At 65.8% G+C, this 23,334-nt stretch carries 23 protein-coding genes and 1 pseudogene; 8 read left to right on the top strand and 16 right to left on the bottom strand.

Annotated elements, in window-relative coordinates; translation table 11 throughout:
• On the top strand, positions 1–180 hold a 180-nt coding region (locus LJ655_RS29120; protein WP_230564613.1), incomplete at its 5' end, for a hypothetical protein.
• Positions 181–391: 211 nt separating this feature from the next.
• On the opposite strand, the gene LJ655_RS29115 is transcribed toward LJ655_RS29120, so the two are convergent.
• From LJ655_RS29115 to LJ655_RS29075, 9 genes and pseudogenes are all read right to left on the bottom strand, one after another.
• Positions 392–946: a phosphonate degradation HD-domain oxygenase gene (locus LJ655_RS29115; RefSeq protein WP_230564612.1), complete on the bottom strand. Its 555-nt coding sequence runs from the start codon at positions 944–946 to the stop codon at positions 392–394.
• Positions 947–949: 3 nt separating this feature from the next.
• Positions 950–1,111: pseudogene (locus tag LJ655_RS29110) on the bottom strand (aldehyde dehydrogenase family protein); the annotation flags it as partial.
• 107 nt (positions 1,112–1,218) lie between these two features.
• Entirely contained in the window at positions 1,219–2,508 is a 1,290-nt protein-coding gene (phnA, locus tag LJ655_RS29105; protein ID WP_230564611.1) for a phosphonoacetate hydrolase, read from the bottom strand.
• A 25-nt stretch (positions 2,509–2,533) separates the two neighbouring features.
• Positions 2,534–3,289 (bottom strand): phosphonate utilization associated transcriptional regulator, encoded by a 756-nt coding sequence (locus tag LJ655_RS29100; RefSeq protein ID WP_230564616.1) that lies wholly within the window; start codon positions 3,287–3,289, stop codon positions 2,534–2,536.
• A gap of 86 nt (positions 3,290–3,375) precedes the next feature.
• The gene (phnV, locus tag LJ655_RS29095) at positions 3,376–4,239 is read right to left on the bottom strand and encodes a 2-aminoethylphosphonate ABC transport system, membrane component PhnV (RefSeq protein ID WP_230564610.1); all 864 of its coding nucleotides are present in this window, start codon (positions 4,237–4,239) and stop codon (positions 3,376–3,378) included.
• Positions 4,229–5,176: a 2-aminoethylphosphonate ABC transporter permease subunit gene (locus LJ655_RS29090; protein WP_230564609.1), complete on the bottom strand. Its 948-nt coding sequence runs from the start codon at positions 5,174–5,176 to the stop codon at positions 4,229–4,231. Before LJ655_RS29090 ends, phnV begins: the two co-directional genes overlap by 11 nt.
• The gene (gene phnT, locus LJ655_RS29085; protein WP_230564608.1) at positions 5,154–6,254 is read right to left on the bottom strand and encodes a 2-aminoethylphosphonate ABC transport system ATP-binding subunit PhnT; all 1,101 of its coding nucleotides are present in this window, start codon (positions 6,252–6,254) and stop codon (positions 5,154–5,156) included. Before phnT ends, LJ655_RS29090 begins: the two co-directional genes overlap by 23 nt.
• 102 nt (positions 6,255–6,356) lie before the next feature.
• Entirely contained in the window at positions 6,357–7,448 is a 1,092-nt protein-coding gene (gene phnS, locus LJ655_RS29080; protein ID WP_230564607.1) for a 2-aminoethylphosphonate ABC transporter substrate-binding protein, read from the bottom strand.
• A gap of 630 nt (positions 7,449–8,078) precedes the next feature.
• Positions 8,079–8,834, bottom strand: a complete 756-nt coding sequence (locus tag LJ655_RS29075) for a DeoR/GlpR family DNA-binding transcription regulator (protein ID WP_230564606.1) — start codon at positions 8,832–8,834, stop codon at positions 8,079–8,081.
• Positions 8,835–9,095: 261 nt separating this feature from the next.
• Between LJ655_RS29075 and LJ655_RS29070 the strand changes: the two genes are divergently transcribed.
• On the top strand, positions 9,096–10,652 hold the full coding sequence (locus LJ655_RS29070; RefSeq protein WP_230564605.1) for an ABC1 kinase family protein: 1,557 nt from the start codon (positions 9,096–9,098) through the stop codon (positions 10,650–10,652).
• Positions 10,653–10,738: 86 nt separating this feature from the next.
• Positions 10,739–11,608, top strand: coding sequence for a DMT family transporter (locus LJ655_RS29065; RefSeq protein ID WP_230564604.1), 870 nt, complete (start codon positions 10,739–10,741; stop codon positions 11,606–11,608).
• 33 nt (positions 11,609–11,641) lie between these two features.
• Here the strand turns inward: LJ655_RS29065 and LJ655_RS29060 are convergent, their stop codons facing one another.
• Positions 11,642–12,610: a L,D-transpeptidase gene (locus LJ655_RS29060; RefSeq protein ID WP_425605849.1), complete on the bottom strand. Its 969-nt coding sequence runs from the start codon at positions 12,608–12,610 to the stop codon at positions 11,642–11,644.
• Between the two features lie 357 nt (positions 12,611–12,967).
• Here LJ655_RS29060 and nadE point away from each other — a divergent pair, with 357 nt between their 5' ends.
• Positions 12,968–13,831, top strand: coding sequence for an ammonia-dependent NAD(+) synthetase (gene nadE / locus LJ655_RS29055; protein WP_268991768.1), 864 nt, complete (start codon positions 12,968–12,970; stop codon positions 13,829–13,831).
• Between the two features lie 9 nt (positions 13,832–13,840).
• Here nadE and LJ655_RS29050 read toward each other — a convergent pair whose 3' ends face one another.
• From LJ655_RS29050 to LJ655_RS29040, 3 genes are all read right to left on the bottom strand, one after another.
• Entirely contained in the window at positions 13,841–14,107 is a 267-nt protein-coding gene (locus LJ655_RS29050; protein WP_230564614.1) for an RNA-binding protein, read from the bottom strand.
• Positions 14,108–14,251: 144 nt separating this feature from the next.
• Positions 14,252–15,922 carry a S10 family peptidase gene (locus LJ655_RS29045; protein WP_230564602.1) on the bottom strand — a complete coding sequence of 557 codons (1,671 nt, stop codon included), beginning with the start codon at positions 15,920–15,922 and terminating at the stop codon, positions 14,252–14,254.
• A gap of 82 nt (positions 15,923–16,004) precedes the next feature.
• Positions 16,005–17,564, bottom strand: a complete 1,560-nt coding sequence (locus LJ655_RS29040) for a S53 family peptidase (RefSeq protein WP_230564601.1) — start codon at positions 17,562–17,564, stop codon at positions 16,005–16,007.
• Between the two features lie 308 nt (positions 17,565–17,872).
• Between LJ655_RS29040 and LJ655_RS29035 the strand changes: the two genes are divergently transcribed.
• Positions 17,873–18,385: a DUF1993 domain-containing protein gene (locus LJ655_RS29035; RefSeq protein WP_230564600.1), complete on the top strand. Its 513-nt coding sequence runs from the start codon at positions 17,873–17,875 to the stop codon at positions 18,383–18,385.
• A 157-nt stretch (positions 18,386–18,542) separates the two neighbouring features.
• On the opposite strand, the gene LJ655_RS29030 is transcribed toward LJ655_RS29035, so the two are convergent.
• On the bottom strand, positions 18,543–19,223 hold the full coding sequence (locus tag LJ655_RS29030) for a LysE family translocator (RefSeq protein WP_230564599.1): 681 nt from the start codon (positions 19,221–19,223) through the stop codon (positions 18,543–18,545).
• 156 nt (positions 19,224–19,379) lie between these two features.
• Between LJ655_RS29030 and LJ655_RS29025 the strand changes: the two genes are divergently transcribed.
• Positions 19,380–19,850, top strand: coding sequence for an Lrp/AsnC family transcriptional regulator (locus LJ655_RS29025; RefSeq protein ID WP_230564598.1), 471 nt, complete (start codon positions 19,380–19,382; stop codon positions 19,848–19,850).
• Between the two features lie 82 nt (positions 19,851–19,932).
• Positions 19,933–20,166: a hypothetical protein gene (locus tag LJ655_RS29020; RefSeq protein ID WP_230564597.1), complete on the top strand. Its 234-nt coding sequence runs from the start codon at positions 19,933–19,935 to the stop codon at positions 20,164–20,166.
• Between the two features lie 51 nt (positions 20,167–20,217).
• Here the strand turns inward: LJ655_RS29020 and LJ655_RS29015 are convergent, their stop codons facing one another.
• Both LJ655_RS29015 and LJ655_RS29010 read right to left on the bottom strand, forming a co-directional pair.
• Positions 20,218–20,694: an OsmC family protein gene (locus LJ655_RS29015; protein WP_230564596.1), complete on the bottom strand. Its 477-nt coding sequence runs from the start codon at positions 20,692–20,694 to the stop codon at positions 20,218–20,220.
• Positions 20,695–20,741: 47 nt separating this feature from the next.
• On the bottom strand, positions 20,742–21,131 hold the full coding sequence (locus LJ655_RS29010; RefSeq protein ID WP_230564595.1) for a hypothetical protein: 390 nt from the start codon (positions 21,129–21,131) through the stop codon (positions 20,742–20,744).
• 151 nt (positions 21,132–21,282) lie between these two features.
• Here LJ655_RS29010 and LJ655_RS29005 point away from each other — a divergent pair, with 151 nt between their 5' ends.
• Complete coding sequence (locus tag LJ655_RS29005; RefSeq protein ID WP_230564594.1) at positions 21,283–23,286, top strand: bifunctional DedA family/phosphatase PAP2 family protein; 2,004 nt, start codon at positions 21,283–21,285, stop codon at positions 23,284–23,286.
• The last annotated feature ends 48 nt before the right edge of the window (positions 23,287–23,334 follow it).

Here is a 23,334-nt window from a genome sequence, read left to right as displayed (position 1 = left end):
TCTGATACCTTTTGCCTGGCAGCAGATTCCGCAGAATCCGCCGCCGCATCGCGGCATCAAGCGCCCACACTTATCGGCTGTTGGTTGTTAAAGATCGGTTCGCCCACTGCGCAGCGCCTGAATTACCCGGCACCGCGTCGTTTGCGTCGCTGCGTCTGCAGCAGAGAAACGGAATTATGAACAACTTCCAGCGGATCGTCAACAGGTTTTTATCACTCGCTTAACCCGTCCACACCGCGGAAGTCCCCGCCATCCAAGGCTTCCCGCTCCTCCGCGCCCCGGCGTCCGGAGCGCGAAAGAGCGGGATTCTAGTCGGCGTCATCGGGACTTGCAAGCAATATTTTGACAAGCGGGACTCAATCTACCCACGACCCAATGCGTCTAGACTCACTCATCTGCTTGCGGGCATCACGCGCTCGACCACGGCTAGATAATGGTCGATACCCGGCGTCGCACGATCCTTCTCTTTCGCGCGATCGTCCCAGCGGCGCAAACGCATCGCGTCTTCAGCGTACGGCTTCTGCATAAACGCCTGCGCCTCCTCCTCGCTAAAGATCCCACCTTGCAATTGCAGGCTGCGTACGGAATCAGCGGAAAGCTGGCCGGAATAGGTGGCATCGATCGCGCACAAGCAGCGCTTTGCATCGACGTGCAGACGGATCGGCTCCAGCACCGCATCCGGCAAAACGGGCCGCAAAAACGGCAACGCGAAATACTGATGCCTATCGTCGACGCCTCGCTCCGTCGGCGTCTCCCCTTGCAGGTTCAGCAAATGCCCGAGGTCGTGCAAAAACGCCGCGGCGACCAGTTCGTCGCTCGCACCCTCCATCTCGGCCAGCGCACCGCTCTGCAGCGCGTGCTCTAGTTGCGTCACCGGCTCGCCGCTGTATGCGAGGCTGCCGTGTCGCTCAAAAAGCACACGGATATCGTCCAGACTCAATGCCACCTGTCACTCCCAGGGTAACGAAAACGTCTTCAGATTGGTAAAGCTCTTCATCGCTTCCTGAACCCGCTCCTTGTAGCCGAGCCCCGAATCCTTGATACCGCCGAACGGTGTCAGTTCGATCCGTTAGCCCGGAACTTCCCACACATTGACCGTGCCGACGCGCATGCCGGTATAAGGATCGAATACGTCGAGCGTCCGCGCGCGCGTCACTCGCTCGCCGCCCCGCCGCAGCGCTTCGGCGCGCAACGCCGGATGATCCCACTGCGCCGTGTTCATGATGCCGACACTCGATTCAGCGCGACATCGAAGATGTCGAAGTTGCGCAGGCGTTTGCGCTGGTTGCCGCCGCCGTCGGAGTCCGGCAACTGAACGTGCCTGTTGAACAGCAGCGGCACTTCCTGCTCGGAAATCCCGCCGTGCGAGCGCAGTGGCACCGTGAGCCCGGACAGGTCATGTTCATCGCGCCTCGTACCGAGCACGACATGCTTCGTGGCGATCACGACGAGATCGCCGATCCGATCCTCGGGCAACCCAAAGCGCACGCACGCGGCGCGTCGGTCGAGCACGACTTCGATTCCCGGCAGGCGGCCGATCCGCGCAATCGCGGACGCCGCGTCGACCTGGCGCGGCAAATAGACCGTCGCGAAAGAGCCCAGCGCGCCGTGATGCACGACATAGGGATCGGTGATCGGCAGAATCACGCGCGCCGCCGCCCCGCCGAGCCAGTCGTCGAGCACGTCCTGCAGATAGATCACATTCGGTTCGCCGGTTTGCGGATCGTGCTTTGCGTTCATGCCGTGGTCGGCGGTGAGTCCGATTACCCAGCCGAGCGCGTCGAGTTTCGCGAGGTAGCCGTCCATCATCGCGCAGAACGCGTTCGCGCCTTCGGTGCCGGGCGCACATTTGTGCTGGACATAGTCGGTCGTCGACAGATACATGAGATCGAGCTTGCGCGTCTGCGCGAGCCGAACGCCGGCTGCAAATACGAATTCCGACAAGCCCGCGCTATACACGCCCGGCAACGGCAGACCAACCAGGTCGAGCACGTCGTCGATGCCGTTTTCCTCGCGCGTCACCTTGTCGGCTCTTTCCGCCGAGAAGCAGATGCCCTTCAGCCGCCAGCCGAGCAACCCGCGCAGCTTGTCCTTCGCGGTGACGACGGCGACGGCGGCGCCGGCGTCGGCTGCCGCCGCGAGCAGCGTTGGCGCGCGCAGGTAGGCGGGGTCGTTCATCATCACCGCCGCCCCCGCGCCACCGTTCGCGTCCGGGTCCCAGAAGTAGTTGCCGCAGATGCCGTGCACGGACGGCAGCACGCCGGTCACGATCGACAGGTTGTTCGGATTGGTGAACGATGGGACCACACAATCGCCGCGAAACGCCGCGCCTCCCGCGAGCATCGAACCGATGAACGGCGCGACGCCGGCCGCGACCGCTGCGTCCAGATACGCAGATTCGCAGCCGTCGACGCAGACGACGACCGTCGGTTGCGAAGGCAGCCGGTAACTCCGGCCGTTGACTTCGATCATGCGTTGCTCGGGACGTGTCATTGCGTGGTTTTCCATTGCCGGGGTCGTCACCGCAAAGGCGTCATCGCGCGCGCGAACCGGGCGCGCATTCGGTTGCCGGGACGCGCTGCGCGCGCGCCTCATCGCCCGCCCCCGCGCAAACGGCATGCGCGCGCTGCAATCCGCCCTGCACGTGCGCGCGCATCAAGTGTGCCGCCTGCTCCGCATCGCGCGACGCGAGCGCGATCAGAATCGCGCGATGCTCGGCGAGCGAACGCTTCATCGCGTCGCCCCGCACGACCAGCGCTGCCCGCCGAAACAGGTTCAACTGACTCACGAGCCCGCGATACGTGTCGTACAACTTCGCGTTGCCGGCCGCCGCGACGAGCGCATCGTGAAATGCGACGTTCGCGCGCGCATACGCGTCGTGATCGTGCGACGCGAGCGCTGCGCGCATCGCGTCCACCCAGTCGCGTAGCACCGCGAGCTTCGCCGCGTCGATGCACGCCGCAAGCATCCGGCACGCAGCCTCTTCGAGCACCGCACGCACCGCGTAAATCTCATCCGCCTCCGCTAGCGACACCGTCCGCACGAACACGCCGCGGTTCTTTTCCGTGCGTACGAGCCCGGCCTGCTCGAGCGCGCGAAACGCCTCGCGCACCGGCCCGCGCGACACGTGCAAGCGCGCCGCCCAATCGGCTTCGTTGAGCTTGTCGCCCGGCGTCAGCGTGCCGTCGACGATATGCCGTTCGATCTCGTCGCGCACCAGCGTCGTCAGCGAATGGCGGCGCACGACCTCGATCGGATCGACGGAAGCGGAGTGCATAGAGTCGGTCATTTCGACAAATATTGCCACGTCAACGTCGATACCCGGCCATCGGCGCGCGCTTCAGATCACGAAAAATTGTCCGCCAGCCGATCTGGTCAGCCGATCCGTCGACGGGGAGCGCGCGCCGCGATCATCAGCAGCGCGACCAGCGAGACCAGCAGCAAAATCAGCGACAGCGCAGAGGCCGGCAGGTAATAACCGCGTTCCACCTGCCCGACCACGACGATCGGCACCGTCGCGAAGCCCGGCGGATACACTGTCAGCGTCGCGCCGAGTTCGCCGAGCGACAGCGCGAAGCCGAGCGCGAGACTCGCGCGGATCGCCGGCACCAGTTGCGGCAGCACGACGCGGCGCAGCACCATCGACGGCGGCGCACCGAGGCTCGCGGCCGCTTCGCGCAGCACGGTCAGCTCCGGGCGCAGCGCAGAGGCCGCGCAGCGGTAGCAGAACGGCAGCACCAGCGCGAGCTGCACGAACACGACGATCGCCGCCGAACCCGACAGATCGAGCGGCCGCTTGTGATATGCGATCAGCACCGCGAGGCCGAGCACCACGCTCGGCACGCCGTTGGGCATCATCGCGATCGTGTCGACGAGAGCGCCGAGGCCGCGCCGGTCGCGTCCTTCGAGCGCGAGCGCGAGCCACAAACCGAGAATCGTGCCGAGCACCGCGACGCCCATACCGACTTCGAGGCTGGTCGTCAGCGCGTCGAAGTCGCTCGAACTGAGGCGCTCGAACCAGCGCATGCTGTAACCGTCGGGCAGGACCGTGCCGGACCAGTGCGACGCCACGCTCGACAGCGCGACCACCAGCACCGGCAGCACGAACAGCCAGAAGCACAGCAGCGCGGCGAAGCCGAGAAACAGACTGCCCAACACACGCACCGCGAGACTGTGCCGCACCGGCCGGCCCTTTTTGTGCATGACCGGCAACACGGTCGGATCGAGTTCATCGGCCATGACCGGCTCCCGTCGCCTTCCGGCGATTGACGCGCCGGTACAACGCATACAGCGACAACGACATCAGCAGCATGACGACCGCGCCGGCGGCGGCGCTCGGCAGATCGAGATCGACCGTGGCGGCGCTGTAGATCGCGACCGGCAGCGTGATCAGATGCGCGCTGCCGAGCACCAGCAGAATGCCGAACTCGTTCAGCGTCAGCAGAAAACACAGAATCGTGCCCGCCGCGATACCCGGCCACGCCAGCGGCAGAATCACGCGGAACGCGACCATCGGGCCATTCGCGCCGAGGCTGCGCGCGGCTTCGATCAGCCGCTGGTCGAGCAGCGCGAACGATGCCAACGTCGGACGCACGACGAACGGCGTATAGAACACGACTTCCGCGAGAATCACGCCGCCGATGCCGAACAGGAAATCGAGCGGCGGCGCCTGCAGATTGAACAGCCGCTGCAGCGCGATGCTGACCGAGCCCTGCGAGCCGTACAGAAAGATCAGCGTGAACGCCACCAGAAACGACGGAAACGCGACGAACAGTTCGAGAAAGCGCGTGACCATGCGCGCGCCCGGAAACGGCTTGAAGAACAGAAGCGACGCGAGCGCCACACCGAGCAGGGAGGCGAGGCTCGCGCTCGCGAACAGGATGCCGAGGGTCGTGCCGATCACGCCGCGCGTTTCCGGGTTGCCGAAGAACGTCACGTACGCGTGGCCCGAGAGGCCATGCGCGCCCGTCAGACTCAGCATCACGAGCCGCACGAGCGGATAGATGACGAGCGGTCCGAGCACCACGACCGCAATGAACAACAGGTGCCAGTGCGCGATGCGCTCGCGCCGCTTCACCGCGGCCGTATGCGCCGCGGCACTCGCGCGACGACGCGCGGCCGCCTCGCTGTCGAGGCCTGGCAGATTGGGCGTATCAGGGCTTGATAAGGACGACATCGCCAGCCTCGTAACGCAGGGACATACGCGCGCCCTTCTCCGGCGTCATGCCGAGACCGCGCTGCATCGTGACGAGTACTGGCTCGTTCGGCAGCGCATCGAGCACGACCGACACCGACAAGGCCGCGCCGTACCATTCGACCGAGGCGATCGCGCCGTGCAGTTGCCCCTCGCCGAGCGGCACGATGCGCAGCGCCTCCGGACGCAGACACGCGACACGCTCGCGCTCGTTGTAGCGCGCGTCGTCCATGCCGAACGCGACCTGCGGCGGCAGCAGATTGGCTGCGCCGAGATAACGCGCAACGAAACCGTCGGCCGGCGTGTCGTACAGCTGCTGCGGCGTGCCGAGCTGCGCGATGTGGCCATCGCGCATCAGCAGCGTGCGGTCGGATAGCACGAGCGCGTCGTCCTGATCGTGCGTCACGCAGACGATCGTCAGATTCGGCAGGCGCTCATGCAGCGACTTCAGTTCGGAGCGCACCGACGCGCGCAGATTGGCGTCGAGCGCGGACAGCGGTTCGTCGAGCAACAGCACGTCGGGCTCGATCACGAGCGCGCGGGCCAGCGCCACGCGCTGCTGCATGCCGCCCGACAGTTGCGCGGGCATCACGTGACCGGCGTCGCCAAGCTGCACGAGCTTCAACGCCTCGGCGACGCGGCGCGCGACGTCGCGCGCCGATATACGCCGTGCACGCAAGCCGAACGCGACGTTCTCGAACACCGTCAGATGCGGAAACAGCGCATAGCTCTGGAACAGCAGACCGAGATTGCGCTTGTGCGGCGGCACGTGCGTCAGATCGCGGCCCGCCACCGTCAGCGTGCCGGCGAGACCGTCCGCCTCGATGAAGCCCGCGATGAAGCGCAGCAAGGTCGTCTTGCCGCAGCCGCTGCGGCCGAGCACGGTGAGCAACTCGCCGCGCTGGATGGTCAACGACAGATCGTCGAGCACCGTGCGCGCGCCGAAACGCACCGTCAGGTGATCGATCTGCACGCCGCCGGGCGCGTCGGAACGCGCGGCGTCCACCGCATCCAGCGAAGCGCCTGGCGCATTGGGGTGAGCGAGACTGGCCGTGTTCACCTGGGACGTCCTCCAACGGAATGAATGCTGACGCGGCGCCCCGCGCTCGCCGCGTAGCGCCGCCCTGAATCAACAACGTCAGACGCTGCCTGCCTGGGTCACTTACTTCGGCTTGACCACTTCGGTCTCTTTACCCGACGAACCGATGACTTCGTTCTTCCAGCGCGCGGTCCAATCGGCCTTCTTCGACATCACATGATCCCAGTCCACCGGGATCAGCTTCACGCCGGCGATCGACTGCTTGACCGCTTCGCCGTTCTTACCCGCGAGCGGTACGTCGGTGCGGCCCGGAATGCCGAAGATGTCCGGCACTTTCGACTGCACATCCGTCGACATCAGATAGTCGATCAGCTTCTTGCCCTCGGCCTGGTTCGGGCCGTTCTTGATCAGCCCGATCGCGTACGGCAACTGGAAGGTGGTCGGCTGGCCGCCGGGCGTGGCTGCGAGAAACACCGGCTTGAGCGACAGGCCGCCGTTGGCCGCGTCGTCGAGGTCCATCTGCAGGTCGCCGTTGGCAACGGCGATTTCGTTGCGCGAGAGCAGCACGTCGAGATAGCCCGTGCCCTTGGTGTGGAACTTGGCGCTCTGCTCGAGTTTCTTCAGATAGTCGAATGCCTGGTCTTCGCCCATCAGCGACGAGGTCAGGATGATCACCGCCATGCCGTCGCCGGCGGTCGCCGGATTCGAATAGGCGACCTTGCCGCTGAAGTCCGGGTGCAGCAGGTCCGCGAAGGTCTTCGGCTGGGTCTTGGTGACTTCGGGGTTGATCGCGAACGAGAAGTAGTTGTTCACGAAGGTCGCCCACTGGCCGTTCGGCGCCTTCGCGATGGCTGGCACGTTCTTGTAGTTGACGCTCTGATACGCCTGCAGCAGACCGCTCTGGTCGGCCTGCTGGATGAACGGCGGCAGCGTGACGATCACGTCGGCCTTCGGCTGATCCTTCTCGATGGTCGCGCGGTTCACGACTTCCCCGCTACCCGCCGTGACGATATTGACCTTCACGCCTTCCTTCCTTTCGAAGGCCGGCAGCACATCCTTGTACAGATTTTCGAGGCCGTCGGCCGTGTACAGCACGACGGCGTCGGCCGCATGCGCCTGCATCGCGGTACCGCCGACCGCGGCTGCGGCGACGAGCGCCGGCAGCAGTTTGCGCGCGAGACCGGCCGCGGCGTGAAGGGAATTCGTCTTTGTCATGTCGCTCTCTCCGAAAGGCAATAAAAACCAGACGGTCGGGGTAACCCATACCTGTAGTGATGGAACGGCGGCACGCGCCGCATGCGTGTTGCCCGCTGCGGTCATCGCACCGGTCTGTCGTGGATTGCAGATTGCCGACAACCTTGCCGCTTCGCGCCCAGCCTGATTGACAGCCCGCCTATGACACACGCGCTGCCTGCCGCACCTGAACGGGCACGGCAAGAATCACAGGTTTCGATGACAAGGCCATGACGATTGTGCCGAATTCCAAAAAACGACACAATTCGCCAACCCCGGCCCATCGATGGAACTCGCCGAGCCACGCGAAAGCGAAGCGCCGCACGCCGATCCCGTGTTGGATCGTATATGGCGAAAATGACGATGTATGCAGGCTGAGCCGAGAAATTGCGGTGCACACGCAGACGGGTCTCGGCGGCGCACTGGCCGTGTTCGAGGCGTTCGCGGCACCCCTCCCTCCTGGAGCGCACGGGGGTGCTGACAACGCCGCCCGGCCGCCTCGGATCTAGCAGCGAGATCCGTGGCTTTTTTTATTGGGATTTTGGCGCGCGGGGAATGGGGCTTTAATCGGGTGATGTACGAGCGCGGTGGAGATCACTTCGCTCCCTCGCTTCAAGCAATCAGAATCTCCGGCCCGTGCGCCGCGATCGCCTTGCCGAGCGCGCGCTCGGGCGCCAGTTCGGTGACCAGGTAACGCGCCGACTCGATGCCGTTGATGCGCACCGGCGTCACGCGTCCGAACTTCGAATGGTCGGCGACGACGAGGACCGTATCGGCCGCGGCGATCATGCGGCTGCGCACTTCGGCGGCCATGCGGCTGTAGTCGGTCAGATAGCCGTCGGGCGAAATCCCGCCCGCGCCGATGAACGCGAAATCCGCGTGGTACTGCGTGAGCTGCTGGACCGTGTCGAGGCCGAAGGTGGCGTCCTCGATGTCGGACAGCTCGCCGCCGAGGAGCGTCACGCGATTGTCGTTGCGCCGGCCGAGCAGCAGCGCGATGCGCCAGTCGTTCGTATAGACCGTCAGCCGATGCCGGTCGAGCAGCGCCCGCGCCACCGCCTGGGTGGTGCTGCCCGAATCGATGATCAGCGACGCGCCGTCCGGCACGAACTCGGCCGCGCGCTCGCCGATCGCTCGCTTGGCGCCGGCGTTCTCGGCTTCGCGCGTATCGAGATCGGGCTCGCGCCGATCGTTGGACAACGCGCCGCCGTGCGTCGTCACGAGCAGGCCGCGGCCGGCCAGCGCGTTGAGGTCGCGGCGGATCGTTTCGCGCGATACGTTCAGTTCGCGCACCAGCTCGGCGACCGACAGCGCGCCGTTCTTTGCGACTTGCGCAAGGATGTATTGATGACGTTGTTCTGCGAGCATCTGAGAAGGCCGGAAGCCGGCACGCGTGGGTTTCGCGGTGATCGAGAAAGGCCGCCGTATTGTAGTACGCGTATTGCGCGCTGATGGGCCTGGCGCGCAGGCAGCGCCGAGGCGGAATCGAGCGGCCGCTGCGCGCGAGCACGCCAGCCATCGCGTCGACCTGCTAACCTTGACGGCTGGACTCGCCGGCTGCGCGGCGAACGCAACGCCACCGCCCCACCGGGTCCCGCGCACACCGCCTCGCCGTCAACCGAACTGCCGATGCCGCCACTGTTTCGCCGTCTACTGCTGCTGTTTCATGCGCTGCGTTACGGCGCGCGCCTGATCTGGCTCGCCGCCCCGCCCGACCACAAACTGCACTGGATGATCGAGCTGATCGCCCGCGTGCATGCGTCGGAGCGCAGCGGGCAGCAGTTGCATGCTCTGCTGCCGGCACTCGGTCCGCTCGCGAGCCGCTTCGCCCAAACGCTCGCCGGGCGACCCGAGCTCGCGAGCGGCACACTGCACGATGCGCTCGACGCGATCGATCACATGGAAGTGCCGCTGTCGCCGGAGGACTCCGCGCTGGCCTTGACGCGAGCGTTCGGGCGGCCGCTCGCCGAACTGTTCAGCGCGGTCGACCTGGTGCCGGTACGCAGCGGCTTCGCCGAGCAGACTCATTTCGCGCGGCTCGCGACGCCGGTCAAAGGTCACCGCGAAGTCGCGATCAAGCTCGTGCGCGCGCAGCAGTTGCAACAGATCGGCGACGAACTCGCGCTGTTGCGCTGGGTCGCGCGCTGGCTCGAAAAGCTCTCGCGCATCGCGCGCAAACTGCAGTTGCGCGCGCTCGCGCAGACCTTCACCGACGACATCCTGCGCCGCTTCGACCTGCGCGCGGAAGCCGCCAATCTGAGCCAGACCGGCCACCATTTCGACGGCGACAAACGGATCGTCGTGCCGGATGTGATCTGGGACCTGTGCACCGACCACACGCTCACGATGCAGCGCGTCAACACATTGCCCGCGAGCGACGCTCCCGGCCTGCACGCGCACGGCATCAAGCTGGCGCCGCTCGCCGCGCATATCGTCGAGGTGGTCGCGAGGCAGGCGTTCGAGCATGGCTTCTTTCACGCGACGCTCGATGCGCGCCACGTGCGCGTCAGCATCGAGCCTGATACGCGCGGGCGCCTCGTGCTTGCGGATTTCGCGATCATGGCGACGCTGTCGAGCGGCGAGCGGGAGTTCTTCGTGCATGGCGCGACCGCGCTGTTCGACCAGGACTACGCGCGGCTCGCCGATATGCACCGCGATGCCGGCCACGTGCCACAAGACACTCGCGCCGAGATGCTCGAAGCCGAGCTGCGCACGCGCGCTGAAGCGCACTTCGCGGCGGCGCCGGAGGATCGCTCGGCGGGTCCGCTGTTTGATCATCTGTTGCACGGTGTCGAGCCCTTCGACGGTCGCGTGTCCGGTCCGCTCGCGACCGCGCAGCGATCGTTCCAGCAGGCAGAGATGCTCGGGCGGTCGTTGCATCCGGGCATCGATACATGGAGCATCACACGCGGCGTGCTTGCCGATATCGCGCGGCGTGACCTCGATCATCGCGGCTGGCTCAAGCGACTGTCGTACGAGCTACCGCATCTTGCGCAAATGCTGCCGCGCGTGCCGCAACTGGCCGTGCGCTATCTGCAGCAGCACGATCGCACCGGCACGCCGCGGCAGAACGCGCAACTGTTCGAGGATCTCGCGCGCGAATACCGGCGCACGCGCTGGCTATTGTGGGCGTGCGTCGTCTGTGGCGGCATCCTCGGAGCGGGGATGATGCTGCTCGCCTGGTGACGGTCCGGCGCGCGCGTTGCAGCTTCGAACAAGACGCGCGCCGCCGGAGCCGTCAGGATGACGGCTTTTTCACGCCGCCCGCCTCGATGCTCGCTTCCTTCCTTGCCGCTGTCTTCGTCGTGCTGTGGTCGACCGGTTTCGTGGTCGCCCGCGCGATCACGCCTTACGCCGATCCCAATCTGTTTCTGCTCGCCCGCTTCGGCGGCACCGCGCTGGTCTTCGCGCTAGCCGCTCTCGTCGCGCGCGCGGCCTGGCCCACTGGACGCAATCTCGGCAAACACCTCACCGCGGGCGCTCTACTGCAGGGCGTCTATCTCGGCGCCGGCTACTGGGCTGTCGCGCAGGGTCTGAGCGCCGGCGTGATGGCCTTGCTCGGCGCGCTGCAGCCGCTCGCGACCGGCGCCGTCGCCGCACCGCTGTTCGGCGAGCGCTTGTCACGGCGCGGCTGGAGCGGCATGACGCTCGGTCTGGCCGGCGTCGTGCTGGTGCTCGCGCCCAAGCTCGCCGCCGCGACGCCGCCCACGCACGGCAACGCACCCGCGTGGCTGGTCGTGCTGATATCGATCGTCGCAGTGGCGGCGATTACGGTGGGCACGCTGTTCCAGAAGACCTCTCTCGCGAAGGCCGATATTCGCAGCGCGAGCGCGGTGCAGAACCTCGGCGCGGCGATCGTCGCGGGTGTGCTGGCGCTCGCGCTCGGCGAGCATCGCTGGATCGTGTCGCCGACGCTTTGGGCATCGCTTGCGTGGGGCATCGTGATGCTGTCGGGCATCAGCGTGACGTTGCTGGTGTGGATGGTCCGGCGAGGCAATGCGGCGCGCGCGACCGCGCTGCTGTTTCTGGCGCCGCCGCTGGCCGCACTCCAAGGCTATCTGGGGTTTGGCGAGACCCTGCTGCCAGTGCAGATCGCCGGGTTTGCGCTGGCATTGGCCGGCGTGCTGCTGGCCAGATCGTGAGCGGCGCCGGGCCTCGTCACCCGGAACCGCCCGTCAGTCGGCCGTATCCGCATGCGCGGGCATCTTCGCCCGCGCAGCCGCGCCCGGCGCCGGCGACCATGCCGGCCGGCTCTTGCGCTGCGAATCGACCACCACGATATAACGCCCAGCCCACGGCAGGATCTGCCGATCGCTTTTCAGCACCCACAGCGATTTGCCGGAATCGACGAGCTGCGCGTATTCAGCGTCGAGAATTCCGTAGTGATCGAGGAACGTGTTCAGCGACGCGGGAATCCGCACGCAGCCCTTCGAATGGCGAATGCCGAGTAGCGGTTCGAGCCGATCGGGGTCGGTGGCGTGCATCTGGAAGCGCATCTGCGACATGCCGCCCTTGCCCCAGCCCCGTTCGCCCTGCGCCCAGCCGAGGTCGAAAATGCGCATGTCGCGCCGGCCGTAGCCGCGGATGCGATTTTCGTTCTGCGTGCCCTCTGAGCGGAAATCCATGTTGTCGGGCGTATGTTCGAACACGCCGAGCGGCGTGATGAAGTGGTCGTACTCGCCGGGCCGACCGGTGGACACCGGCGATGCGCCGATCATTTGCCAGTTGTCGGCAGGCACCGCGCGGAAGTAGATGAAGATCGCCTGCACGTTCGGATTGCGATCGACGAGCACCACGTACTCGCCCGACAGATCGCCAAGCTCGTTAGCATCGAGCGCCGCCTGCAGACGCTCGGCGTACGCGCGCTGCTCCGCGGCGGGCAGCTTGAGCCGGCGCGTCACGTCCTGCGCAAACACCTCGCGCAGCAGGAACGCACGACGCGGATCGACGACGCCGGCCGCGTCAGGCGCAGCGACGGTGGCCGCGTCGATCGCGGTCAGCACCGGTGAGTGCGGCGTACCGGACGCCGCCGGATGACCCTGTGCCGCCATCGCGCTGGCACTCGATAACACGCCTGCGCAAAACCATACGCCAATCCTCAGGCGGTTCAATCCGCGCTGGCCACGCCGATCTGGGTATGTCATCGCGTCCTGGGGCAAACATGATTATTATTGATTGCACGCCGGTCTCTACGGCGTTCGCCACGATCGATATTACTCAGCGAACTGAGAAGTGTCGATGAAATACCGCCAAGCGCCCAGACGCTCCTTAATGATTGACCATTTTCGGCAATCAGCGCATCGAAAAAGCGGCAATTAATACGCGATTAAAACCACCGCCGGTGAACCAGGCGACTCAAGGCGAAACACGATTGCATTCGACAAAAGAACCATCGCAGGCCGCGGCTCGCTTCGATACTGTTCAAACCGTTTTTCAACCGGCTTTCAATCTGCTCCAACCCGCCTCATTCTATTTCTCTCTCACGAGGACACAGGACGATCATGGCTCAATCCGATCTAGCTGCCCGCCAGGCCGGCATCGCGGCCGAAATGCACGTCGCATCCGAGTTCGACGCACACCGTGAAATCGAGCGCCGGGTCAATTTTCTGGCGGACTATCTGCGCAGCAGCCGCCTGAAAACTTATGTGCTCGGCATTAGCGGCGGCGTCGATTCGACGACGGCCGGGCGTCTTGCGCAACTCGCGGTCGAGCGTTTGCGCGCAAACCATTACGACGCGCGTTTCGTCGCCGTCCGGCTGCCTTACGGCCAACAACGCGATGAAGCCGATGCCCTACAAGCATTGAGTTTCATTCGCGCCGACGATAATCTGGCTATCGATATCAAAGCGGCGGCCGATGCAATGCTCGAGGCGCTCGATAAAAGCGGCGTGTCGTTCAAGGACGAATCGCAGCGGGATTTCGTGCACGGCAATATCAAGGCGCGCCAGCGGATGATCGCGCAATACGCGGTGGCGGGTGCCCGCTCGGGCGTCGTGATCGGCACGGACCACGCGGCTGAATCGGTGATGGGCTTTTTCACGAAGTTCGGCGACGGCGGCGCCGACGTGCTGCCGCTCGCCGGGCTCAGCAAGCGCCGCGTGCGCGCGCTCGCGAAAACGCTCGGCGCACCCGACGAGCTGACGCACAAGGTGCCGACCGCCGACCTCGAGATGCTGCGGCCGCTCCGTCCCGACGAAGACGCGTACGGCATCCCGTACGACGAGATCGACGATTTTCTCGAAGGCAAGCCGGTCAGCGATACCACGCGTGACGTGATCCTGCAGTTTTACGACGCGACGCGTCACAAACGGGCGCTGCCTTATACGCCGTTCGACTGGCCGGCGCCGTCGGATAAATCGGTTTGACCGCGGCGCTCACCGTGCTTCCGGCGGTTCGCCGCTGAACAGATCGGCGCTCGCTTCGAGCGGCTGGCCGCCCAGATGCTTGCCATGTATCTGCCGCGCGATCACGTCGCCGACATACGGCACGCTGGCGTCGAGTTCGACCGTCGCGTAGGCGCCGGGCTTGCCGGCGTCCACGACTTCGACGTGTTTCGCGTAGCGGCCGAGTTCGCGTTCCAGAAATTCCCGCACTTCCTGCTCGCTGCACGATTCGGCGATGTTGCGCACGGTCAGGTTCATGCGGCCCGCCCAAGAGCGAGCCATGACAAATACGAGGTCATCGTTCAAATCTCCTGCGCGAATATCGTTTGCGGGTACCAAAGCCGGACAGGGAAGCGCGGGGTGCCGGCTGAGCCGGCAGCGCCCGCGCGCAGCTTGCTTGCGCTACTTCGCGACCCGTGCCTGCAGTGCACGGATCCGCCCGAGCGCCTGTGCGTTCGACACCGTTTCCTGGTACATCTGCGCCAGATCGGCTTTCAGCGCGGTGCGCGACCCGCCATCGAGATACACCATATGCCCTGATGGATAGAATCGCGCCGACAGGTTCTGCCGTACCTGCTGACTGACGAGCGGCATCTGCTGCAAATCGAGGACGGTCTGATAGAACGGTGTAACGAAATCGAAGAAGCCGTTGGCCGACAGCACCTTCAGGTCGGGATTGAGCGCCATCACGGCCGCAAGGTCGCCGGCCGTGTACAGAATGATATTGCCCTTATCGTCGACGCCCTTCTGTGCGCCAGTCGGATCGATATGGCTGAAATCCCAGTACTTGAACGCCTGATCGTTGAGGTCCGTAAACGACGAGTTCGACGTGTACTTCAACTGCTCGTTCAGATACACGTTCCACATCGTCGTATAGACGCCTGTGACCGCGGTCATCGTCGGATCGTTGCCGCCGGAGTTCGGGTCGATCTTGCCGGCGATGCCGGTATCGATCGCGGTCACGCGGCCGTCGTAGGCGCCGAGTGCGAGGCCTTGCGACTTCAGCAGCGTGGTCAGGAACAGCGAGTTGCCGCGGCTGTCGTAGCCCGCGATGTCGAGACTCCAGGCGAGCAGCGTCGTTTTGTCGATGCCGGTGTATTCGCTGAGCTTCTCGACGGTCGTGGAGTCGGTGGTCGGAAACTTGCGCAGCGCGTCCAGGTAATCCGTGCGCGCGAACTGCGCGACCTCCTCGGCGAACGTGCCGAGATCGGTCGGCCGCGGCGCGACGCCGAGCTTCTTGTGATACCACGCGTCCGCGGCCGCCGTGGGCAGCGCGCCGACCGGGTTGCCCGATTGCGTGTAATCGAGAATCGACGACTGCAGCGTAATGCCGTTCAGATCGACCCCATCCTCGTGCAGCCGATATGCGAGCACGCAGCTGCGCGCCGTGCCATAGGACTCGCCGAACAGATACTTGGGCGAATTCCAGCGGTTGTTCTTCGTCAGGAAACGCTTGATGAACTGCTTGATCGAATCCGCGTCCTGATCGACGCCCCAGAAGTCGCGGTTCTTCTTCGGCGCGATCGCCGCCGAATAGCCGGTGCCGACCGGGTTGATGAACACGAGGTCGCTCCTGTCGAGCAGACTGTCCGGATTGTCTTCGAGAGAATACGGCGCGGGCGGGGTGAAGCCTGGCATCGAGGTCTTGATGCGGCTCGGCGCGAATGAGCCGAGCAGCACGAATACCGACGACGACCCCGGCCCGCCGTTATAGAAGAACGTGACCGGCCGCGTTTCTTCCTTCTGGTTGTCCTGCGTGAAGGCGACGTAAAACATTCGCGCCGACGGCTGCGAGCTGCTCGGATCGACGATCACCAGATGGCCCGCGGTGGCCGTGTAGTTGATCTTGTGCCCGCCGATCGTGACCGAATGATGCGTGATCGCGGCCGTTTCGACTGTTTCGGTGACCGAATCGTCGGGTCCGTTGCCGTAGGCTACCGGATCGAAGAACGGCTGGTCGCCGGCCTTGTGCGGCGCGTTGGCGGCGGTGGCCGCGCCTGCTGTGGCGGTGGCGGTGGCGTGCGTACTGTGCGGCGAAGGCTGATTACCGGAAGCTGATTCTGTATTCGTCATGATCGCTCCAAGGGTTCGTTTTACGTGCCGTGCGTGCTCGTCCCTGCGTCTCGTTGTTGTTTATCGTGCGCTGTGTTGCAGACTATAGTGCGGCCGCCACCTTCTCGCCATTGGGACTACCAAGGCCCGTGCAGGCGTCCCATCCCGGCGCCGCCGCGAAGCTGCCGTTGCTGCCCTGCGTGATGTCGTTGCACACGCCCGGCGCCTTGTATAGCTTCGCATTGACGAAACCGGCCGGCTGCCCCTTCGCCGCGTTGATGCGCGCGATCAGCGCCGCCCACAGCGGCGCCACCGCGCTGGTGCCGCCCACCACCGTTTGCGCGCCGTCGACCAGCACCTCGTAGCCGGTCAGCGGCGACGCATCGCCTGCGACGTCCGGCACGCCGCGCCCGCTGAGCGGCTGGCTGCCGCCGCCCGTCGACGTGGCCGACAAACCCTGCTGCCACGCGGGCACGGGAAAGGCAGTGCTGACGCCGCCGCCGCTCGCGCCGCCCAAATCGCCGTCATTCCACACGACCTCGCTCGTGATCGACGAACCGGACGTTGTCAGGTGAGTGCCGCCGCAAGCGAGCACATACGGGCTCGAGGCCGGGAAGTCGACCTGGTCGCCGCCGCCCGATCCGTCGCTCGACCCGCTGTCGCCCGAGGCCACGCAGATCGTCACGCCGAGCGCCGCCGCCGACTGCAGCACGCTGTTGAGCGCCTGCATCGACTGGCCGGTCCAGACCGATTCCGGCGCCCCCCAACTGATCGAGATCACCGACGGCTTGTTTGCCGTGTCGTGCACCGCGCGGCTCACCGCGTCGATGAAGCCGGCGTCGCTGTTCTGGGTGAAGTACACGGCGATGGCCGCGCGCGGCACGATCGCACCGACGATCTCGATGTCGAGCGTAACTTCGCCGTCCGGCCCGTTCGGGTCGCCGCTCGGCTGGTTGCCGGCCTGATCGACGCCGACGGCAGTCACGGTCGGCTCGCTCACGCCGAGGCTCGCGAAATAGGTCTTCAGGTCCGATGCGTTATAGCCGCCGCCGAGCTCGATGATGCCGACGCACTGGCCGGCGCCGTCGCCTTGCGGAAACTGATAGAGCGACGCGAGCTGCGGCGGCGTGTACGACACCTGGCGTGCGCGCGCCGGCACGAACGGCGGCCGGATGCGGAAGTACGGCCGCGCCTGCGGCCGGTTGTCGAGTCCGAGCACCGCTTCGACGATGCCATGCAGATCGTCGGGCACGCTGATGGTGCCGGTGCGGCCACGGAACGGCCCAGCTACGTGGTGCTGGTAACGTTCGAGCTTGACCTCGAAGGCGCTCTCGAACTGCGCGATCGTGCCGCCTAGCACCACCGTGCGTGCCGACGGGTCTTCGCGCACGACGGCGAGCCCATGCGCACCCGCAAACGCGCGAACCTTCGCGATGTCCTCGGGCGCAGCGCCGTAGTCTTTGGCGAGCGCCTCACGCGACAGCGGCTTCACGCTCGGGTCGTCCGCGGCGATGCGGCTCATCAATGCGTCGAACTGCGCCTGCTGCTGACGGCGCAGCATCACGAAGACCTCGATCCGCTCGGCGGGATCGCATTGCCCGATGACCTTCGTACCCTTCTCGACGTGCCGCTCGCTGCCCGGCAATGGATGCTTGGTGACCATGGTGTCGACTCTCCTGTTGGCGGGGCGGCGCGCCCGATCGCATGCGGCCGGACGGCCCCACGATGGGCAAGCACGCCACGCACCTGCACGGGGCGCGTCGTTTGGCACGATACGCGGCAGGCGGGTTGTTCAAGAACTTCGTTCCACCGTCCGACCCAAGCATTCGAACACAGTTCCGGCGCGCGTGGCAGTCGTCCGAATCGCCAGTGTGCCGCGAGGAGGCGACACGCTATGATGCTGAAGCGGCATTTCCGCCGTTTCATTGCCGCGCGCCGCCTGTGCGCAAGGTCGAGAAATCAGAGGAACCTATGTCAATTTCGATGTATCAAGCATCAGTGCCTGTGCTGATCCGCGGCCTCACGAATCTGCAGGCCATCCTCGGCAAAGCCGAGGCGCACGCCGCCGCAAAGCAGATCGAGCCTTCGGTGTTCACGAACGCGCGGCTCGCGCCGGACATGCTGCCGCTCGTGCGCCAGGTATATATCGCGAGCGACACCGCGAAGGGTTGCGCGGCGCGCCTCGCCGGCGTCGAGCCGCCAAAGTTCGAGGACGTCGAGCAGACTTTCGACGAATTGCAGGCCCGTATCCAGAAAACGATCGATTACCTGAAGGAATTCAACGCGGCGCAGTTCGACGGTTCGGAAAGCCGCACGATCACGCTGAAACTGCGGCCGGGTCCGATCGAATTCACGGGAGTGTCATATCTGTTCGGTTTCGTGCTGCCGAACTTCTATTTCCACGTCACGACTGCATACGACATCCTCCGTCATAACGGCGTCGAACTCGGCAAGCTCGATTATCTGGGCGGGATGCAGCAGTAAGGCAACTGGCGGGCCGCCGCGCGTGCGCGCGGTCGCCTGTGCTGGCGCGCCGGCGCGGTGGCCGGCTGCGCTATCGGCTTTATCAACACAATCACCGGGTCCTGCGCGGTCGGCGTCGCCGGCCGTCAGCCCAGCCAACTCACGCCAACGCCACGTCTCAATCCAGAGAAAGCCGCAGCGCAAACCCGATCAACGCAGCCGAAAACGTCCAGCGCTGCACCGTCTGCGCGAACGGATGCGAGCGCATCCAGCGGGCGATGCGCGCGGCGCCGATTGCATACAGCGCGTCGAAGCATGCGCCGATCACGAGCAGCACGACGCCGAGTTCGATCATCTGCCACGCTACCGGCCCCGAGCCGGGCCGAACGAATTGCGGCAACAGCACCGAGCAGAACAGCAGCGCCTTCGGGTTGAGCAGATTCGTCAGCAGACCTTTGACGAACGCGGTGCGCAACGGCCGCGACCCATTGCCCGCGTCGCTCGAAGCAGGGGATTCCACTCGCGGCGCGTGGGCGTCCTGTTTGTCACGGGCACCAGCGGGCAACGCAAAGCCAGGCGAGCGAAAGATCTGGATTCCAACCCAGGCGAGATAGACCGCACCGGCGTAGCGCACCGCATCGTACAGCCACGGCGCATTGCGCAAGAGCGCCGCCATCCCGCACGCCGACAGCGTCACATGCGTCGCGCGCGACACGCCGAGCCCCGCGGCAGCCGCAAGGCCGCTGCGCACGCCGCGCGCAATGCTGGTTTGCAGGACCAGCGCCATGTCCGGCCCGGGTACCGCATAAACGGCGACCAATGCCGCCACATAGACGGCTAGCAGGTGAGCGGAAATCATCGGAGCCTCCTTCTTGCTAGAGACTCCATGTTGCTATCGGACGCGGAGGGTTTGCTGGCGAAGTTCGGCCCCGCGTGCGTCAAAAATAGCGGAACGCGCTAAAATTCTCCTACCGCATAGCGCTATCCCCTCCCCCGAAAAAGCCAGCTAACGACCATGTCCGCCGACGCCCTCGACAAGATCGACCGCGCAATCCTCGCCGCGCTGCAAAACGATGGCCGGATGTCGAATGCGCGTCTCGCCGAGACGGTCGGCCTCAGCGAGACGCCGTGCGCACGGCGTCTGAAACGCCTGGAGAACGATGGTTATATCGACCGCTACCGCGCGGTGCTGTCGCGCGGCGCGCTTGGGCTGGGCGTGATTGCGTTCGTGCTCGTGCGCTTCGCCGTCCACGACCGCGTGGTGGCCACGCGCTTCGAGCGCGAGGTACAGGCCATCCCGCGTATCCTGTCGTGCCACAACGTATCGGGCAGCGCCGACTACATCCTGCAAGTCGTCGCGCGCGACCTCGATGACTACGGCACGTTCATGCGCGATCAACTGCGCGGTCTGCCAGGCGTGACGTCGGTGGAATCGGCGTTATCGTTGCGCGAAGTGAAAGCGTATGAGGCGCTGCCGCTCTCCTGACCGCGAACATGGCATAGTCACCTTTTCCTCCTGCGGAGCGGCGCGAGCCGTTCCGAGGCAACCCGACGACCCCGGAGTACTCATGGATCACGACAAGGCGCGAGCCGAAGAAACCGCCGCAATGGAACGCGTATTGACCGCGACCAAGCGCGTGCAAACGGCGTTCGCGTCGCTGCAATCGCAATTTCCGCCGGCCGGCAGCGGCCAACCCTCGCAATTTGCGTTGCAGACTTTCGACGCCGCGCTGCAGGAGCTCGAAGACGCGCAGGCCGCGTTCGACGAAATGCTCGGCGATCTGCTCGACGGCAATCGTTGAGCGCCCGCAAACCGCGCGCCGGCGCTCGGCCGGCCCTCTACCGCATGCGCCTCAACGCGCGTCCGTCTCCACCACCGGCTCGCAGAGAATCGGAAAGTTGACCGAGTTCGCGACATAGCACTTCTGATGCGCGACGTGATGCAGATGCGTGGCCAGCTCGACGTCGCCGCCCGCGCGGATCGTCACGCGCGGGCGCAGCACGATCTGCGAGAAGCGGCCTTCCTGAGCGGTATCGAGCATCGTGCCTTCGGCGTCGTCGCGATAGTCGAGCACGACGATGCCCGCGTCCGAGCACAGATGCAGATACCACAATTTGTGACACGCGCTCGCCGATGCGACCAGCAGATCCTCGGGACTCCAGCGCGTCGCGTCGCCGAGAAACGCCGGATCCGACGAACCCGGAATGTCGGGCTTGCCGCCCGAAGAGATCACATGATTGCGGCCGTAGTCGCGGTAGCCGGACGTGCCGCTGCCGCGGTTGCCTGTCCATTGCACCGAAACGCGGTACTTGTGCTCGCCGTATGCCATTCGCTTCTCCTGTGGTCGTATCGGACCTGCATTCTATACGCGGCCCACTAGCGCGGCGGCGCCGCGCGGCCGGTCACGTTCGGCGCGCGCGGGTCGGGACTCATGTAGAGCGCCGTGCCGTTCGCGCGCATATCATTGGGCGCGCGGTCGGAGCCGGTCCCGCCGCCCGAGCCGAGGCCATACGTGCCGCCCGCCGACATGCCGGGGCTTGGCATGGCAGTCGGACTGACGCCGGTACCCATTCCCATCCCGCCGCCGGCGGCCGCGTTGCCGGTGGCGGCGGACGCATTGGCGCGCGCGTTGGTGCCCGCATTAGTCGCGCTTCCGCCACTGCCGTAATTGCCCAGTTGCTGTGCCTGGATCTTCCCCGCGGCCCCCACGGTCATCAGTGCCGCAAGCAAAGCCAGCCGCACGATCCCCATACTTGTCCTGTTCATACCCACCTCCAGCACATCGAGATCCGCCGAGCTACCAGGTCTATTCTGAGCCGATCGCCCGAGCGCTGCAGCGGCGCGCTGCCGCCCGCGCCCACGGTATGTCCGTGCGCGTTATGATCGGTCGTTACGCCAGAACGGCCGATCGCGCACGATGGAGCACGCCTACATCCACCTTTTGCATCTGCTCGCCGGCCACGCGTCGTGGATGCTCGCGGTCGTATTCCTCGCCGCTTTTCTCGAAGCGATCGCGGTGATCGGCACCTTCATCCCCGGCAGCACCGCGATGTTCCTCGCGGGCGCGCTGACCGGCACCGGCTCGTTGAGCCTTGCCTGGGTATTCGTTTGGGCGATCGTCGGCGCGGTTGCCGGCGACGGCCTCAGCTTCTGGCTAGGCGATCGCTACAAGGAGCGCATCGTCCTGCTGTGGCCGTTCCGCTCGCATCCCGAGGTGCTCGACGCGGGGCGGCGCTACTTTTTGAAGCACGGCGCGAAGAGCGTCGTGCTCGCCCGCTTTCTCCCCCCGTTGCGCGCGATCGTGCCGGTCGTCGCCGGCATGATGAACATGGGGCCGCTGCGCTTCTTCGCAATCAACGTACTTTCCGCGCTGCTGTGGGCGCCCGCGCATATCCTGCCCGGCGTCGTGTTCGGTGCGTCGGTGCTGCTCGCGGGCGCGGTATCGTTCCGGCTCGTCGTGATCATCGCGATGCTTTTGTGCATCGTGTGGCTCAGCTTTCGCGGCGCGGGCTTTCTGGTGTCGCACGCGAACGCGTGGTCGAGCGCGGCGGGCCGTCACCTCGGACGGTGGGCATGCCGCCATCCGGGTCCGCTCGGGCGCGCCGCGCGTCGCATACTCGATCCGGACACGCCCGATGCGACCCACCTCCTGCTGACATCGCTGATCGTACTAGTGGCCGGCGCGCTTTTCGTGGGGGTCCTGGAGGACGTCGTCAGCGGTGATCCGCTGACCATCATCGACCTGTCCGTCTATCACTTCCTGCAATCGGTGCGCACGCCGTGGGGCGACACGGTCCTCGCGTCGCTCGCGACGCTCGGCAGCGGTATCACGCTGACCGTGCTGGTCGTGACGGTCACCCTATGGATGATCTGGGAGCGGCGCTGGCGCACGATCACCTACTGGCTCGCGGCAGTTGCGTTTTCGCAGCTGCTGATTCTCGGCCTGCAATTCGCGATGCGCCGCGCGCCACCCAATGAGCTGATGGCGAGCCAATACGTGTTTCCGAGCAATCACGTCGCCGCGACGGTGATCGTCTACGGCTTTCTCGCCTTCCTGCTCGCGCGCCGGGTCGGCAGGCTCGAAGGCGTGCTGGTTGCGGGGGCGAGCATCATCGTCGTGATCGTGGTCGCGCTCGCGGGCGTCTACTTCGGCCGCTACTGGGTGTCCGACGCGATCGGCGGCGCGGCACTCGCGTATGCGTGGGTCGCGCTGATCGCGTTGACGGCGATGTGGCGGCACCCGCAGCCGCCGCCACAGCGTCGATTCATGCCGCTTCTGGTGCTCGCGATCATCGCGGTCAGCGTCGGCCTGCAACTCGGGCTCGCGATGCCGACGCCGCCGGACAGCGCGCCGCAACCGCCGCCCGTGCAACTGACCCAGGCGCAGTGGAAGCTTTCCGGATGGAGGCGCCTGCCGTGCTTTCGCTCCGACATGGGCGGCGATCGCAAGGAGCCGCTGACACTGCAATGGGTCTCGCAGCCCGCTTCGATCCGCGAGCAGTTGCGCGCGCAGGGCTGGGTCGAGGGCACCGACGTGTCCGCGCACAGCCTGCTGTCGCTCGCCTCGCCCGATGTCGCCGCGGTGTCGCTGCCGGTGCTGCCGAAGCTGAACAACGGCGTGCCGTCGTCGCTGGTGTTCATGCGGCCCGGTGAATCGCGCGAGGAACGCTACGTGCTGCGCTTCTGGCCGAGCGGCTACGCGGTCGACAACGGCACCTCCGCCGCGCCGCTATGGGTGGGCGCGTTCGTGCACGAGCGGCTGACCCGGCTATCCTGGCCGCTGAACATTCTGCGCATCGACCGCGAGGTAGGCCCGTTCAACGCCCGCGCCAAAGCGGCTGCCGGGCTCGGTGCGACGGTCGTCGCCGAGGTCGATTGTCACGGCGTGCCGGTGTCGCTGCTCGTCTCCCCGACGCAGTGAACGGCCTCTGCCTGTATGTCATTGGCAAAATGGACTAAAACCAGATGG

Source organism: Paraburkholderia translucens, assembly GCF_020881035.1.
In the GTDB taxonomy this organism is placed as follows: domain Bacteria; phylum Pseudomonadota; class Gammaproteobacteria; order Burkholderiales; family Burkholderiaceae; genus Paraburkholderia; species Paraburkholderia translucens.
The sequence above is the reverse complement of the archived record's forward strand: the minus strand, read 5'-3'. Positions and strand labels throughout refer to the sequence as shown.

Bases quoted from the DNA above. Each gene is read 5' to 3' on its own strand.
- phnA (WP_230564611.1), bottom strand. From the start codon at position 2,508: ATGGAAAACCACGCAATGACACGTCCCGAGCAACGCATGATCGAAGTC.
- LJ655_RS29100 (WP_230564616.1), bottom strand. From the start codon at position 3,289: ATGACCGACTCTATGCACTCCGCTTCCGTCGATCCGATCGAGGTCGTG.
- phnV (WP_230564610.1), bottom strand. From the start codon at position 4,239: ATGGCCGATGAACTCGATCCGACCGTGTTGCCGGTCATGCACAAAAAG.
- LJ655_RS29090 (WP_230564609.1), bottom strand. From the start codon at position 5,176: ATGTCGTCCTTATCAAGCCCTGATACGCCCAATCTGCCAGGCCTCGAC.
- phnS (WP_230564607.1), bottom strand. From the start codon at position 7,448: ATGACAAAGACGAATTCCCTTCACGCCGCGGCCGGTCTCGCGCGCAAA.
- LJ655_RS29075 (WP_230564606.1), bottom strand. From the start codon at position 8,834: ATGCTCGCAGAACAACGTCATCAATACATCCTTGCGCAAGTCGCAAAG.
- LJ655_RS29070 (WP_230564605.1), top strand. From the start codon at position 9,096: ATGCCGCCACTGTTTCGCCGTCTACTGCTGCTGTTTCATGCGCTGCGT.
- LJ655_RS29065 (WP_230564604.1), top strand. From the start codon at position 10,739: ATGCTCGCTTCCTTCCTTGCCGCTGTCTTCGTCGTGCTGTGGTCGACC.
- LJ655_RS29060 (WP_425605849.1), bottom strand. From the start codon at position 12,610: ATGACATACCCAGATCGGCGTGGCCAGCGCGGATTGAACCGCCTGAGG.
- nadE (WP_268991768.1), top strand. From the start codon at position 12,968: ATGGCTCAATCCGATCTAGCTGCCCGCCAGGCCGGCATCGCGGCCGAA.
- LJ655_RS29050 (WP_230564614.1), bottom strand. From the start codon at position 14,107: ATGAACCTGACCGTGCGCAACATCGCCGAATCGTGCAGCGAGCAGGAA.
- LJ655_RS29045 (WP_230564602.1), bottom strand. From the start codon at position 15,922: ATGACGAATACAGAATCAGCTTCCGGTAATCAGCCTTCGCCGCACAGT.
- LJ655_RS29040 (WP_230564601.1), bottom strand. From the start codon at position 17,564: ATGGTCACCAAGCATCCATTGCCGGGCAGCGAGCGGCACGTCGAGAAG.
- LJ655_RS29035 (WP_230564600.1), top strand. From the start codon at position 17,873: ATGTCAATTTCGATGTATCAAGCATCAGTGCCTGTGCTGATCCGCGGC.
- LJ655_RS29030 (WP_230564599.1), bottom strand. From the start codon at position 19,223: ATGATTTCCGCTCACCTGCTAGCCGTCTATGTGGCGGCATTGGTCGCC.
- LJ655_RS29025 (WP_230564598.1), top strand. From the start codon at position 19,380: ATGTCCGCCGACGCCCTCGACAAGATCGACCGCGCAATCCTCGCCGCG.
- LJ655_RS29020 (WP_230564597.1), top strand. From the start codon at position 19,933: ATGGATCACGACAAGGCGCGAGCCGAAGAAACCGCCGCAATGGAACGC.
- LJ655_RS29015 (WP_230564596.1), bottom strand. From the start codon at position 20,694: ATGGCATACGGCGAGCACAAGTACCGCGTTTCGGTGCAATGGACAGGC.
- LJ655_RS29010 (WP_230564595.1), bottom strand. From the start codon at position 21,131: ATGAACAGGACAAGTATGGGGATCGTGCGGCTGGCTTTGCTTGCGGCA.
- LJ655_RS29005 (WP_230564594.1), top strand. From the start codon at position 21,283: ATGGAGCACGCCTACATCCACCTTTTGCATCTGCTCGCCGGCCACGCG.